The organism is Streptomyces sp. NPDC021562 (assembly GCF_040640875.1).
GTDB lineage: Bacteria > Actinomycetota > Actinomycetes > Streptomycetales > Streptomycetaceae > Streptomyces.
Window position 1 is genome coordinate 30,881 of sequence record NZ_JBFACN010000020.1, and the last position, 12,337, is coordinate 43,217.

The following is a 12,337-nucleotide window of genomic DNA, read 5'->3' on the forward strand; positions in this document are numbered from 1 at the left end:
GGGTGTCCTCGGCGTCGAGCGTGCCGCCGACCGCCCCGGCGAAAGCCCCGCCGCTGCGGGCGGGGGTGCCGTCAGTGGTCCGTGGCGCCGTTCGAGGCGGACTGGGTGAAGCCGTCGTGCCAGGCCGCCTTCGCGCCCGAGTCGCCGATGCGGTAGACGTCCACCACGGCGCCCGCCGCCACCACCAGCGACAGGACCACCGCGGCCACCCGCAGGGGCGTGCCGGACCAGACGGAGGTGCCCGCGGAGTCCGGGCCGGACGCCGCGGCCGACGACCGGCCGGCCCACCAGACCAGGGCCGCCAGCAGGAACAGGCCCAGGGCCCAGGGAAGCAGCCCGTCCCCGAGCTCGGCGTGCCGGCGCACCAGGGCGTCGTCGTCGACGTGGCGCTCCAGCCATTCACCGGCCTGCGTGGTGAGCGGCACCCCGACCAGCGTGACCAGCGCGAGCAGCGGCAGCACCACGCCCATGCGCCGGGCCGCCCGCGGCGAGACCGCCGCGACCACGAGCGCCAACGCGGTCAGCGGGACGAGGACCACGACGAGGTGCACGAGCAGGACGTGGGCGGGCAGGCCGTTTATCAGGGTCATGAACAGATCCTTGGGGGGAGTCGGTGAGGGGGGTCGGTGGGACGCCTGGTGCGAAGGCGCGTCAGCGTTGCACAGAAACCTCTCAGTCACCTCTCAAGGGCGCCGCCGTCCGGTCAGGGCGCAGTGCACGTCGACGACTCCCGGTACCGACCGGGCCAGCAGGGTGGCCAGCGGGACGAGCACCGTGTCCTCGACGCGTCCGGTGAGCGTGACGACCCCGTCGCACACCTCGACCGCCACGGGTGCCGGGAAGGTGCCGAAGAGATGGCCGACCACCTGCCGGCGTACCTCCGCGGCGATGTCCTCGTCGTCGCGCAGGAAGACCTTCAGCAGGTCGGAGCGGCTGACGATGCCCACGAGCGCCCCGTCGTGACCGACCACCGGCAGCCGCTTCACCCCGCGGCGGGCCATCAGCCGGGCGGCGTGGGCGAGGGACGCCCCGGGCGGCACGGTGACGGCCGGGGCGGTCATCAGCTCGTCGGCGGTCACCGCGTCCGCCTTGCGGGTGTCGGCCAGGTGCCGCAGGTGCTCCCGGGGGTTCTCCCCGCCCTCGCGGTACACCTCCTTGGGCAGCAGGTCCGCCTCCGAGACGACCCCGGTGACGCGCCCGTCGCCGTCCAGCACGGGAAGGGCGCTGACGCGCCACTCCCCCATGGTCCTCACGATGTCCTTGAAGGCCGCGCCCGTGCGCAGGGCGACGACGGTGCGGGTCATCACGTCGCTCACGGTCGGCTCGGTCGGAGCGGTCGGCTCCGTCGGAGTAGCGTCCACCTCTTCAGCCTGCGTCGGCACAACAGGGCACGGCTTGGGCCGAGTGGCCCCTCGCCGGGTTCGGGCGGCCCATGCCCGCCACGGTGGCGACCGGCCACGCTGGGAGCGAGGCCCGGCGAAGGGAGTCATCGTGACCGCTCAGCACGTGGACGCGAACACGCTGACCGCACTCGTGGCCGACGCCATCACGGCGCCGTCGCTGCACAACGCACAGCCGTGGAGCTTCCGTTACCTGGCCGCCGACGGCGTCCTGCGCCTGTACGCCGATCCCTCGCGCGCGCTGCCGCGCACCGACCCGGACGCCCGTGGCCTGTACATGGGGTGCGGTGCCGCGCTGTTCAACCTGCGGGTGGCCGCCTGCGCGGCCGGGTGGGCCCCGGTGGTACGGCTGCTGCCGGATCCGGCGGACCCCACGCTGCTCGCCGGGGTGACCCTGGACGACACCGCACCGCCCGACCCGGCGCTCGCCGCCCTGTACCCGGCGCTCCCCCGGCGCCACTCCAGCCGTCGTCCCTTCAGCGAGCGGCCGATACCGGCCGACCTGCGGGAGCGGCTGTGCGAGGCGGCGGACGCCGAGGGGGCGCAGCTGGTCTTCCCCGGCACCTGGCACGTGCAGGAGCTGCTGGAACTGGTGCAGGACGCCGAGGGCCGGGAAGCGGTCGACCCCGCCCTGCGCGCCGAGACGGCCCGCTGGGTCCGGTCCGGCCCCGCGGGCGCCTCCCCCGCGTCGGACGGCATCCCCGTCGAGGCGCTCGGCCCCAGCCGGTACGGTCGCGCGACGCCGGTGCGTGACTTCGCCGCCGGGCACGCGGTGCCGGGCCGCGGCTGGGCGGTGTTCGAGCGGAATCCCCAGCTCGCGCTGCTGGGTACCGGCCGGGACGGGCCGGTTGACCGGCTGCGGGCGGGGCAGGCGCTGGAGCGGGTCCTGCTCACGGCCACGGCCGGCGGGCTGGTCGCCTCCATGGTGTCCCAGACCCTGGAGTGGCCCGAGCTGCGGCGGGTGACCCGCGACCCGGGTTCCGGCATGGCGCATGTGCAGATGGTGATCCGGCTCGGCTACGGCCCCCTCGGCCACCCCAGCCCCCGGCGTCCGGTGGCCGAGGTGCTCGACGTCGTCCCGTCCCCCCACCAGGAGGTGGCGTATGAAGGTGTCCGAGGCGATGACCGCCCCGCCGGTGACGGTGGCCCCTGACGTGGAACTGGCCGAGGCGGCCCGGCGGATGGCGGACGCCTCCGTCGGATCGGTGCTGGTCGTCGACGCCGAGGGGATGCTGCTCGGTATCGTCACCGACCGCGACGTCGCGGTGCGCGGGCTGGGCGGTGGCCTCGACCGGGACGCGCGGGTGGACGCGGTCATGTCGGCCCGGGTGGTCACCGTCGACGCGGGCGACGACCTCCAGACCGCCTACCGTGCCTTCCGCCGCACCGGGGTGCGTCGGCTGCCGGTCCTGGAGCTGGGCCGGGCGGTGGGCGTGCTGACCGTGGACGACCTGTTCCTCGACGTCTTCCGCGGACTGGCCGACCTGCTGGGACCGGTCGCCCGGACCGTGCTGCAAGAACCGTCAGGCCCCGGCCCGACGGCCGCAGGCCCCCGGGGACTGTGACCCCGCGGGCTTCCTCTCGGCGCCGGCGGCACGCGGCGCAGCTCTCGGCCGCCGGCGAGCAGAGGCAGGGCGCGCGGGTCTCAGCCGTCGGCGGGGCCGGTCGGCCCGTGCGGCCACGCGTGCGGACCGTGGGGGGGCCGGTCGGCGGCGGGCGGGAGGACGAGGACGCAGGTCTCACCCGGTTCGACGCACACCGTGCGGTCCGGCAGCCGGATGTCGATCGGCGACTCGTCGGACGACGGCACGGTCACCTCCAGACGCCCGCGCCGCAGCCGCAGTCGCACGCCCCAGTGCCCCCGGTAGCGGAGGGACATGCCGTACGACGACAGCTCCGGCAGCGGCACCGGGTCGGCCCAGAGCGCTCCCTCCCGGGTCTCCAGCCCGGTCAGCCCGCGCTGGACGAGGTCGAGGGTGCCCGCCATGGCGCCCAGGTGGATGCCCTCGCCGGTGGTGCCGCCCTGGACGTCGGCGATGTCGCCGCGCAGCGCCTCCTGGACGAACGCCCAGGCGTCGGCACGCCGGTCGCGGGCCAGAACCCAGCCGTGCACCAGACCGCTGAGGGTCGAGCCGTGGCTGGTGCGGCACAGGTAGTGGTCGACCGTGCGGGTCCAGGTCCCCTCGTCGAGTCCATGACCCAACCGGGCGAACAGGTCCCGGAGTTCGGCGGGCGAGAAGAGGTACCCGAGCATCAGGACGTCGGCCTGTTTGGAGGCCTTGTAGCGGTTGACGGTGTCCCCCTCCGCCTCCAGGATGCGGTCCAGCCTGCGGATGTCCCCGTACCGCTCGCGGTAGCCGTCCCAGTCGAGTTCGGCGAGAGCGCCGTAGCCCTCGAACTGGCTGACGACACCGTCGTGGAAGGGCACGTGGAGGGTGCGTGACACCTCCTGCCAGCGGTGCAGCTCGGCGTCGTCCAGGCCGGTGCGCGCGGTGAGTTCGCGGCGGCGCGGTTCGGGCAGGGTGTCCAGCAGTTCCAGGGTGCGGGTGAGGACCCAGGCGGCGGTGACGTTGGTGTACGCGTTGTCGTCGAGGCCGGGCCGCAGGGCGCCGGGATAGGCGTCGTGGTACTCGTCGGGGCCGACCACGCCGCGGATGCGGTGCCGTCCGAGGTGGTCGTCCCAGGTGGCCGAGTCCGCCCAGAACCGGGCGATCTCCAGGAGCATCTCGGCGCCCTTGGTGTGCCGGAACTCGGTGTCGCCGCTCGCCTCGCAGTACCGCCACACGTTGTAGGCCACCGCCGAGCCGACGTGCCGCTGGAGGCGCGAGTGGTCCGGCAGCCAGCGTCCCGACCGCGGGTTGAGGTGCAGTGCCTGGGACTCCTCGCGGCCGTCGGTGGCGCTCTGCCACGGGTACATCGCGCCGCGCCGGCCGATCGCGCGGGCGGCGGCGCGGGCGCGCTCCAGGCGCCGGTGGCGGTAGTGGAGCAGGGCGCGGGAGACCTCGGGGAAGTGCAGGTCGAGGAAGGGCAGGACGAACAGTTCGTCCCAGAAGACGTGACCGCGGTACGCCTCGCCGTGCAGCCCCCTGGCCGGGACACCGACGTCCAGGTCGGCCGTGTGCGGGGAGAGCGTCTGGAGCACGTGGAAGAGGTGCAGCCGCAGGATCTCGCCGGCCCGGCCGGGGACGTCCAGGGCGGTCCGGCGCCACAGCTGGTCCCAGGCCCGCCGGTGCGTCCGCAGCAGCGCGCCGAAGCCGGGCGCGTCGCCGACCCGGTCGACGGCGGCCGCCACGGGGTCGGCGATCGCGGGGTCGCGGGAGGTGTGCACGGCGACGGTCTTGTCCACGGTGCGGGTACGGCCGGGCGCCAGCGGCAGCCGCAGCCGCTGTACGGCCGCGCGGCGGCCGTCGCCCTCCGGGACCGGGGCGTTTGGGCCGAGGCGGGCGGCCATGCCGATCCGGATGTCCGAGGTGCGGGTACGGCAGCGCAGCCACACCGTGTCCGGGGCGGCGGTACCGGTGCGCACGCGGACCAGGTGACGGCCGTCCAGCTCACGGTAGCGGGCCACCCCGGCGTTGCGGACGTCGGCGTCGAGCGCCGCCTCGACCTCCAGGTCAGCGGTGAAGCCCTCGGCGGTGAACTCGGTGCGCAGCGCCGCGAGATGCGGGTCCCCCATGTGCACCAGCCGCTGCTGGCGCACGTCCAGCACCCGTCCGGCGCCGAGCCCGTAGCGGGTCCGCCGCTCCAGTACCCCGTCGGTCAGGCGCAGCACCTGCCGGTGCTCCAGCACCGGCTCGGTGTCCGGGGTCAGCCAGTGGCCGCCCGGCAGCCGGAACCGCAGCGGCAGCCAGTTCGGGAGGTTCACCAGGTCCTCGTTCTCGACCCGGTGCCCGGCGACCCGCGAGGCGAGCCGGTCGTAGCAGCCGGCCACGTAGGTGCCGGGGTAGTGCACGTCGTCCGCGGCGCACTCCGGCAGGGCGCCCCGGGTGGCGAAGTAGCCGTTCCCGAGCGTGCAGAGCGACTCCCTGAGCCGCTCGTCGGCGGGGACGTAACCGTCGTACTCCCATCTCACCTCGGTGCTCTCCTCGCCACCGGCGGCGCTCACACGGTGTGCGGTACGACGGCCACCGGGCACTCCGCCTGGTGCAGCACCGTGTGGACCACCCGGCCGAGCTGCAGGCCGTGGTGGCCGTACCGGCGGCGGGCGCCCAGGACGACGAGGTCGGCGGCGGCCGAGCGGTGGACCAGGATCCGGTGGGCGGGGCCCTCGACCGTCACGGCGCGTACCCGCACGTCCGGGTACTCGGCCGCCGGTTCGCGCAGCAGCGCGTCGATCAGCGCGGAGGCCCGTGCCTCGGCCTCCCGGGCGGGTGCCTCGGACGTGCCGGGCCGGCGCCAGGCGCGGACCACGTCCAGGACGCAGCCGCGCACCGCCGCCTCGCGGAAGGCGAAGCGCGCGGCCGCGCCGCCGGAGGCCGGGTCGGCGGCGCCGAGCAGGATCCGCTCGTGGGTGCCCGCCAGGCCGGCGGCGTCCCCGCGGACCACGGTCACCGGGCAGTGCGCCCGGCCCGCGACCGCCAGGCCGACGGAGCCGAGGAGCAGTCCCGTCAGCTCACCGCGGCCCCGTGACCCGGTGACGAGCAGGGAGGCGTTGTTGCCCTCGTGCAGCAGGGCGTCCACCGCGTCCTCCGGGAGGATGTCGGTGGTGACCTTCACGTCCGGGGCGCGCCGGGCCGCGCGGTCCGCCGCGGAGGCGACGATGTGCTCGGCCAGCACGCGTTCGGACGGGCGCTCCGTACCCACCTCGGGGAGGCCGCCCTCGTAGCGCTCCCACAGGGACCCGTACACCAGCCGCAGCGGGACGTCGTGGCGGGCGGCCTCGTCCGCCGCCCAGTCGACCGCCTGCAGGCTGCCGTCGGACCCGTCGACGCCCACGACCAGGGGAAGCGTCATCGTCGTCATCGTCCCCACCGCCGTTCCTCGGACTGCCACCTCGCGCGGCAGGTGCATCCCCTCTCACCATCGCACCGGCGGCCGGCCGGCAGGAGGGGCCACCCGGCCCCCTCGGCCGCCCCGCTCAGCCCTGGTGCCCGGGCCGGACCGGGCCCACGCTGGGAGGAGATCCGAGGAGGCAACCATGCACGGCAGCCCGCACACCATCGGCGACGTGATGACCCGCAGTGCCGTCGCCGTCGGCCGTGACGCCCCGTTCAAGGACGTCGTCTCGTTGATGGACCGGTGGAAGGTCAGCGCTGTGCCCGTGCTGGAGGGCGACGGCAGGGTGATCGGCGTCGTGTCCGAGGCCGATCTGCTGTTCAAGGAGGAGTTCCGGGACAGCGATCCGGACCGGTTCGTGCAACGGGAGCGGCTCGCCGACCTGGCCAAGGCCGGCGGGGTGACCGCCGGTGAGCTGATGAGCGCGCCCGCGGTGACCGTGCACGCCGACGCCGGCCTGGCCGAGGCCGCACGCATCATGGCCAGGCGCGGCGTCAAGCGGCTGCCCGTGGTGGACGGCGTGGGCATGCTGGAGGGCATCGTCAGCCGGGCCGACCTGCTCAAGGTCTTCCTGCGGGAGGACGAGGAGCTCACCGAGGAGGTGCGCCAGGAGGTCGTCGACCGGCTGTTCCCGCTGTCCGCCGACCACATCCGGGTCGAGGTCGACGAGGGAGTCGTCACCCTGTCCGGGTGGACCGACGGGACGGATCTGGCGCCGGTCGCCGAGCGCCTGGCACGCGCCGTGGAGGGCGTGGTCGACGTGCGCTGCCGGCTGGTCCCCGCCTCCGTGAGGAACGACAACGGCTGAGGAGTGACCCCATGCACGGCACGCCGCACATCGTCAGCGACGTCATGACGACGACCGTCGTCAGCGTCGGACGCGAGGCCTCCTTCAAGGAACTCGTCCAGCTGATGCGGGACTGGCGGGTCAGCGCCCTGCCCGTGGTCGAGGGCGAGGGCCGGGTCGTCGGCGTCGTCTCCGAGGCGGACCTGCTGCCCACGGAGGAGCTCCGGGACGGCGACCCCGACCGGTGTGCCCGGCCGGGCCGCGCCGACGCGCCGGCCGGGCCCGGTGCCCTCACGGCGGGCGAGCTGATGACCTCGCCCGCGGTCACCGTCCCGGCGAACGCCACGCTGGCGCAGGCCGCGCGCGTCATGGCACGGGCGAAGGTCAAGCGCCTGCCGGTGACCGACGGGGTGGGGGTCCTGCAGGGCGTGGTGAGCCGCGCCGACCTGCTGAAGGTCTTCCTGCGCGACGACGAGGAGATCGCCGAGGAGGTCCGCCGTGAGATCGTGTCGTACCTCTTCCCCGCCCCCGACTCGGCACTGCGCGTGCACGTCCAGGACGGGGTCGTGACGCTCGCGGGCCGGATCCGGGACACGGCCCTGGTGCCCGTGGGGGCTCGCCTGGTCAGGGCCGTCGAGGGGGTGGTGGACGTGGAGTTCGACCTGTCCCCGGAGCCGGTGCCCGCCGCGCCGGCCGGCCGGGAACGCCCGAGTGGGGCCGGACGGCCCTAGTGCGTCCCGCCGCGCGGCGCGATGATCCTGCTGGGCAGCCCGCGGCCGGCCGGGCGGCCGCCGAGGACGAGAGGTCGACATGACGGAGTCACGCACCTTCACGGCACAGGACCCGATCCGGGTGTTCCTGCTGGACGACCACGAGGTCGTGCGGCGTGGCATCACCGACCTCCTCGACGCGGAGCCGGACATCTCGGTCGTCGGCGACGCCGGTACGGTCCAGCACGCCCTCGCCCGCGGCCCGGCGCTGCGTCCGCACGTGGCCGTCCTCGACGTCCGCCTGCCCGACGGCGACGGCATCACGGTCTGCCGGGAACTGCGCGACCGGATGCCCGGCCTGGCCTGCCTGATGCTGACGTCGTTCGACGACGAGGAGGCCCTGCTCGACGCGATCATGGCCGGGGCGTCCGGCTACGTCCTCAAGCAGATCAAGGGCTCCGACCTGGTCTCCGCGGTCCGCACGGTCGCCTCCGGGCAGTCGATGCTGGACCCCGCGACCACGGCCCGCCTGATGCGCTCCCTGCGCGCCGACCCCGCCGACGCGCCCTCCGTGCCCGCCGAACTGGCGAGCCTGTCGCCCCGCGAGCGCGACATCCTCGCCCTGATCGGCGACGGCCTCACCAACCGGGAGATCGGCAAGAGGCTCTTCCTGTCCGAGAAGACCGTCAAGAACCACATCTCCCGGCTGCTCGCCAAGCTGGGCGTACAGCGCCGGGTGCAGGCCGCGGTCCTCGCCTCCCACCTGGAGCAGCCGGCCACCGGCGGCCACGCCAGGTGACACGGCGCACGTCCCGCGCACACAACGGCCAACAGTGTGCCGTACCGGACAGGTTCGGCCGGTCACGGCCAGTAAACGACTTCTCCCCGCCCGCGCGCCTCGCACGCGCTGAGATGACCGCAGTAACCGGCGGGAAAGGGGTGGGGCGGACATGGTCGGCTCCCTCGAGGACGAACGTGCGCGTGTGCGGGTCACGACGGAGGCCGAGCGCTGCGCGTGCGGCCGTGCCACGGCACCCGGGCAGGGGACCGGCGCCGCGGAGGAACGCTTCCGCGGTCTGCTGGAGGCCGCGCCGGACGCGATGGTCATCGTCGACGGCTCGGGCAGCATCAAGCTCGTCAACGCCCAGACCGAGGCGCTCTTCGGCTACCGGCGCGAGGAACTCCTCGAACGTCCGGTCGAGTTGCTGATACCGACCCGCTTCCACGGCCAGCACACCCGGCACCGGGGCGGCTACTCGGCCAACCGCCAGGTCCGGCCGATGGGCGCCGGCCTGGAGCTGCACGGGCTGCGCAAGGACGGCACCGAGTTCCCGGTGGAGATCAGCCTCAGCCCGATGGAGACGGAGGAGGGGCTGCTGGTGTCCGCCGCCGTGCGCGACGTCAGCGACCGCAAGGCGGCCGAGGCCCGGATCAACGAGCTGGCCGCGCTCGTGGAGTCCTCCCAGGACGCGATCCTCGCCAAGACCCTCGACGGGTACATCACGTACTGGAACGCGGCGGCGCAGGACCTCTACGGCTACACCGCCGAGGAGGCCATCGGACGGCACGTGTCCATGCTCGCCCCGTCCGAACTGCGCGGCGACATCCGCGCCCTGCTGGCCCGGCTGCGGGGTGGCGAGAAGGTCGAGCACTTCGAGACGCTGCGCGTGACCCGTTCGGGCAGGCTGCTCGACGTGGACGTCACCCTGTGGCCGACGCGGGACACCCGCGGCCGGGTCGTCGGCGCCTGTGCCATCGTGCGGGACATCAGCGACCGCAAGCGCGCCGAGGCCGAACTGACCGCCCTGTACGAGCAGCAGCGGCACATCGCCCTCACACTGCAGCGCAGTCTGATGGGCACGCCGCCTGCGCTGCCCGGCCTGGCCACCGCCAGCCGCTACCGGCCCGCCACCCAGGGCGCCGGGGTGGGCGGCGACTGGTTCGACCTGATACCGCTGGGCGCCGACCGGGTGGGTGTGCTGATCGGGGACGTCATGGGCCGCGGGCTGGAGGCCGCCGCCGTCATGGGCCAGTTGCGCTCGGCGGCGCACGCGCTGGCCAAGACCGGGATGGAGCCCCGGCTGCTGATGCAGGCACTGGACTCCTGCGTGGCCGACCTGGACGTCCCCGACCAGCTCGTCACCTGCTGCTATCTGGTCATCGCCCCGGACTCCGGGACCGTCACCGTGTGTTCGGCCGGTCATCTGCCGACGCTCGTCGCGGGCGCCGCCGACGGCGCGGTCGGCATCCTCGACTCACCCGTCAACGCCCCGCTGGGGGTGGGCGGCATCCTCTACGAGCAGTCCTGCTCGGCCGTGCCGCCCGGGGCGACCCTCGTGCTGTACACCGACGGGCTGATCGAGACCCCGGGCAGTGACATCGAGGTCCGGGTCGCCGAACTCACCGTCGTGCTGGAGAAGTTCTTCGCCGGCACGCCGAGCCTGGAGACCGCCGCCGACCATGTGCTGGCGAGTCTGCTGCCCGACGCGGAGAGCCACAACGACGACGTGACCCTGCTGCTGGCGCAGCTGCCGGCCGGGCCGCTGGCGGCTCTGAGCACCGAGCTGCCGGCCTGCCCGTCCTCGGTGCCGGAGGGGCGGGCGTTCCTGCACCGGGCGCTCACCGCCTGGGACTGCGTCGCGGGCGCGGACGACGCGCTGCTGCTGCTGTCGGAGACCCTCACCAACGCCGTCCAGCACGGCGAGGGCCCGATCGGCCTGCACCTGCACCGCACCGCCACCGACCTCACCGTCGAGATCAGCGACCGCAGCCCGCAGTTGCCCCGGCCGCGCCTGGCCGCCGAGGACGAGGAGTCCGGCCGGGGCCTGCTCCTCGTCCGCACGCTCGCCGCCGACTGGGGGGTGCGGGCCACGGACGAGGGGAAGACCACCTGGTTCACCCTGCGGCTGTGAGACGCCGGTGGAGGGACGCTGATCAGCGGGAGGTCGGGAAGTTGAACCCTGCGGTGTCCTGGTGCCTCGGTTCCGGCCAGCGGCTCGTGACGACCTTGGGCCGGGTGTAGAAGCGGACGCCCTCCGGGCCGTGGATCGGGGAGTCGCCGATGAGGGAGTCCTTCCAGCCGCCGAAGGAGTAGTAGGACATCGGCACCGGGACCGGCACGTTGATGCCGATCATGCCGACCTTGATCTTCCGCTGGAAGCGGCGGGCGGCCTCTCCGGAGCCGGTGAACAGCGCGGTCCCGTTGCCGTACGGGTTGGCGTTGATCAGGTCGATGGCCTGGTCGAGGGAGTCGGCACGGACGACCGCGAGGACCGGTCCGAACAGCTCCTCCTTGTAGGCGTCCATCTCGGTGGTGACGTGGTCCAGGAGGGAGGGGCCGGTGAAGAAGCCGTCGGCGTACGCGGGATCGTCGAGCTTGAGGCCGCGGCCGTCCACGACGACGGTGGCGCCCTGCGTCGCGGCGACCCCGACCGCGTTCTCGACGCGCTCCTGGGCCGCCTTGGTGACCAGCGGGCCCATCTCGGTGCCGGGCGCGTCGCCGGGACCGACCTTCACCTCGTTCGCCTTGCGGGTGAGGATCTCCACGAGCCGGTCGGCCGCGTCACCGACGGCGACGGCCACCGACACCGCCATGCAGCGCTCCCCGGCGGAGCCGTAGGCGCCGGCCGTGATGTGGTCGGCGGCGAACTCCAGGTCGGCGTCGGGCAGCACGACGGCGTGGTTCTTGGCACCGCCCAGGGCCTGCACCCGCTTGCCGTGCGCGGTGGCCCGCTCGTGGACGTACTTGGCGATCGGGGTGGAACCGACGAAGGAGACGGCCTCGATGCCGGGGTGGGCGAGGATCGCGTCCACCGCGTCCTTGCCGCCGTGCACGACGTTGAAGACGCCGTCGGGCAGACCGGCCTTCTGGTACAGCCCGGCGACGAAGTTGGCGGCGGAGGGGTCGCGCTCGGACGGCTTGAGGAGGAACGTGTTGCCGGTGGCGATGGCGACCGGGTGCATCCACAGCGGCACCATCGCCGGGAAGTTGAACGGCGTGATGCCCGCGACGACACCGAGCGGCTGACGGAAGCCGTGCACGTCCACGCCACGGGAGACCTGGTCGGAGAACGAGCCCTTCAGCACGTCGCCGAGTCCGCAGACGTACTCGACGACCTCACGGCCGCGGGTGATCTCGCCGCGGGCGTCGTCGACGGTCTTGCCGTGCTCGGCGGAGATGATCCGGGCCAGTTCCTCCTCGTGCTCGACGAGCAGCTGGCGGAAGGCGAACATCACCTGGACGCGCTGGGAGAGGGACGAGTCCTGCCAGGTCTCGAACGCGGTGGCGGCGGCCCGGACGGCGGCGTCGACGTCGGCGCCGCCGCCGAGGACGACCTGGGCCTGCTCGACGCCGGTCGCCGGGTTGAACACGGGCTGGGTGGCGGTGGCGGCGCCCTGGGTGAGGGCGCCGTCGATCCAGTGCTGGATGGTGGTCACGGTGCGGG

General features: G+C 74.1%; 11 protein-coding genes. 6 read left to right on the plus strand and 5 right to left on the minus strand.

Annotation, left to right across the window (positions count from 1 at the left end; genetic code table 11):
• Positions 1-71: 71 nt before the first annotated feature.
• Together AB0G52_RS28285 and AB0G52_RS28290 are read right to left on the minus strand one after the other, a co-directional pair.
• Positions 72-590, minus strand: a complete 519-nt coding sequence (locus AB0G52_RS28285) for a DUF2231 domain-containing protein (protein WP_132889948.1) — start codon at positions 588-590, stop codon at positions 72-74.
• Positions 591-683: 93 nt separating this feature from the next.
• Positions 684-1,304: a CBS domain-containing protein gene (locus AB0G52_RS28290; RefSeq protein WP_361340086.1), complete on the minus strand. Its 621-nt coding sequence runs from the start codon at positions 1,302-1,304 to the stop codon at positions 684-686.
• 187 nt (positions 1,305-1,491) lie between these two features.
• Between AB0G52_RS28290 and AB0G52_RS28295 the strand changes: the two genes are divergently transcribed.
• Together AB0G52_RS28295 and AB0G52_RS28300 are read left to right on the plus strand one after the other, a co-directional pair.
• Positions 1,492-2,553 (plus strand): nitroreductase, encoded by a 1,062-nt coding sequence (locus AB0G52_RS28295; RefSeq protein ID WP_361339899.1) that lies wholly within the window; start codon positions 1,492-1,494, stop codon positions 2,551-2,553.
• Positions 2,504-2,965 carry a CBS domain-containing protein gene (locus AB0G52_RS28300; RefSeq protein WP_132889950.1) on the plus strand — a complete coding sequence of 154 codons (462 nt, stop codon included), beginning with the start codon at positions 2,504-2,506 and terminating at the stop codon, positions 2,963-2,965. Before AB0G52_RS28295 ends, AB0G52_RS28300 begins: the two co-directional genes overlap by 50 nt.
• An 80-nt stretch (positions 2,966-3,045) precedes the next feature.
• Here the strand turns inward: AB0G52_RS28300 and AB0G52_RS28305 are convergent, their stop codons facing one another.
• Together AB0G52_RS28305 and AB0G52_RS28310 are read right to left on the minus strand one after the other, a co-directional pair.
• A complete protein-coding gene (locus tag AB0G52_RS28305; protein ID WP_361339902.1) occupies positions 3,046-5,505 on the minus strand; it encodes a glycosyl hydrolase family 65 protein in 2,460 nt (819 codons plus the stop codon).
• On the minus strand, positions 5,502-6,353 hold the full coding sequence (locus AB0G52_RS28310) for a universal stress protein (protein ID WP_361339905.1): 852 nt from the start codon (positions 6,351-6,353) through the stop codon (positions 5,502-5,504). The genes AB0G52_RS28305 and AB0G52_RS28310 overlap by 4 nt, the downstream gene beginning before the upstream one ends.
• A gap of 184 nt (positions 6,354-6,537) precedes the next feature.
• Here AB0G52_RS28310 and AB0G52_RS28315 point away from each other — a divergent pair, with 184 nt between their 5' ends.
• From AB0G52_RS28315 to AB0G52_RS28330, 4 genes are all read left to right on the plus strand, one after another.
• Complete coding sequence (locus AB0G52_RS28315; RefSeq protein ID WP_132889952.1) at positions 6,538-7,203, plus strand: CBS domain-containing protein; 666 nt, start codon at positions 6,538-6,540, stop codon at positions 7,201-7,203.
• Positions 7,204-7,214: 11 nt separating this feature from the next.
• Positions 7,215-7,913, plus strand: a complete 699-nt coding sequence (locus tag AB0G52_RS28320; RefSeq protein ID WP_132889953.1) for a CBS domain-containing protein — start codon at positions 7,215-7,217, stop codon at positions 7,911-7,913.
• A 79-nt stretch (positions 7,914-7,992) separates the two neighbouring features.
• Complete coding sequence (locus tag AB0G52_RS28325; protein WP_132889954.1) at positions 7,993-8,691, plus strand: response regulator transcription factor; 699 nt, start codon at positions 7,993-7,995, stop codon at positions 8,689-8,691.
• Between the two features lie 151 nt (positions 8,692-8,842).
• Positions 8,843-10,804, plus strand: coding sequence for a PAS domain S-box protein (locus AB0G52_RS28330; protein ID WP_165939410.1), 1,962 nt, complete (start codon positions 8,843-8,845; stop codon positions 10,802-10,804).
• Between the two features lie 22 nt (positions 10,805-10,826).
• On the opposite strand, the gene AB0G52_RS28335 is transcribed toward AB0G52_RS28330, so the two are convergent.
• Positions 10,827-12,329, minus strand: coding sequence for a CoA-acylating methylmalonate-semialdehyde dehydrogenase (locus tag AB0G52_RS28335; protein ID WP_132889955.1), 1,503 nt, complete (start codon positions 12,327-12,329; stop codon positions 10,827-10,829).
• Positions 12,330-12,337 lie beyond the last annotated feature (8 nt).

What these genes read in the sequence shown, in the direction of transcription:
- AB0G52_RS28285 (WP_132889948.1), bottom strand. Translation starts at nt 590, where the DNA reads ATGACCCTGATAAACGGCCTGCCCGCCCACGTCCTGCTCGTGCACCTC.
- AB0G52_RS28290 (WP_361340086.1), bottom strand. Translation starts at nt 1,304, where the DNA reads ATGACCCGCACCGTCGTCGCCCTGCGCACGGGCGCGGCCTTCAAGGAC.
- AB0G52_RS28300 (WP_132889950.1), top strand. Translation starts at nt 2,504, where the DNA reads ATGAAGGTGTCCGAGGCGATGACCGCCCCGCCGGTGACGGTGGCCCCT.
- AB0G52_RS28310 (WP_361339905.1), bottom strand. Translation starts at nt 6,353, where the DNA reads ATGACGCTTCCCCTGGTCGTGGGCGTCGACGGGTCCGACGGCAGCCTG.
- AB0G52_RS28315 (WP_132889952.1), top strand. Translation starts at nt 6,538, where the DNA reads ATGCACGGCAGCCCGCACACCATCGGCGACGTGATGACCCGCAGTGCC.
- AB0G52_RS28320 (WP_132889953.1), top strand. Translation starts at nt 7,215, where the DNA reads ATGCACGGCACGCCGCACATCGTCAGCGACGTCATGACGACGACCGTC.
- AB0G52_RS28325 (WP_132889954.1), top strand. Translation starts at nt 7,993, where the DNA reads ATGACGGAGTCACGCACCTTCACGGCACAGGACCCGATCCGGGTGTTC.
- AB0G52_RS28330 (WP_165939410.1), top strand. Translation starts at nt 8,843, where the DNA reads ATGGTCGGCTCCCTCGAGGACGAACGTGCGCGTGTGCGGGTCACGACG.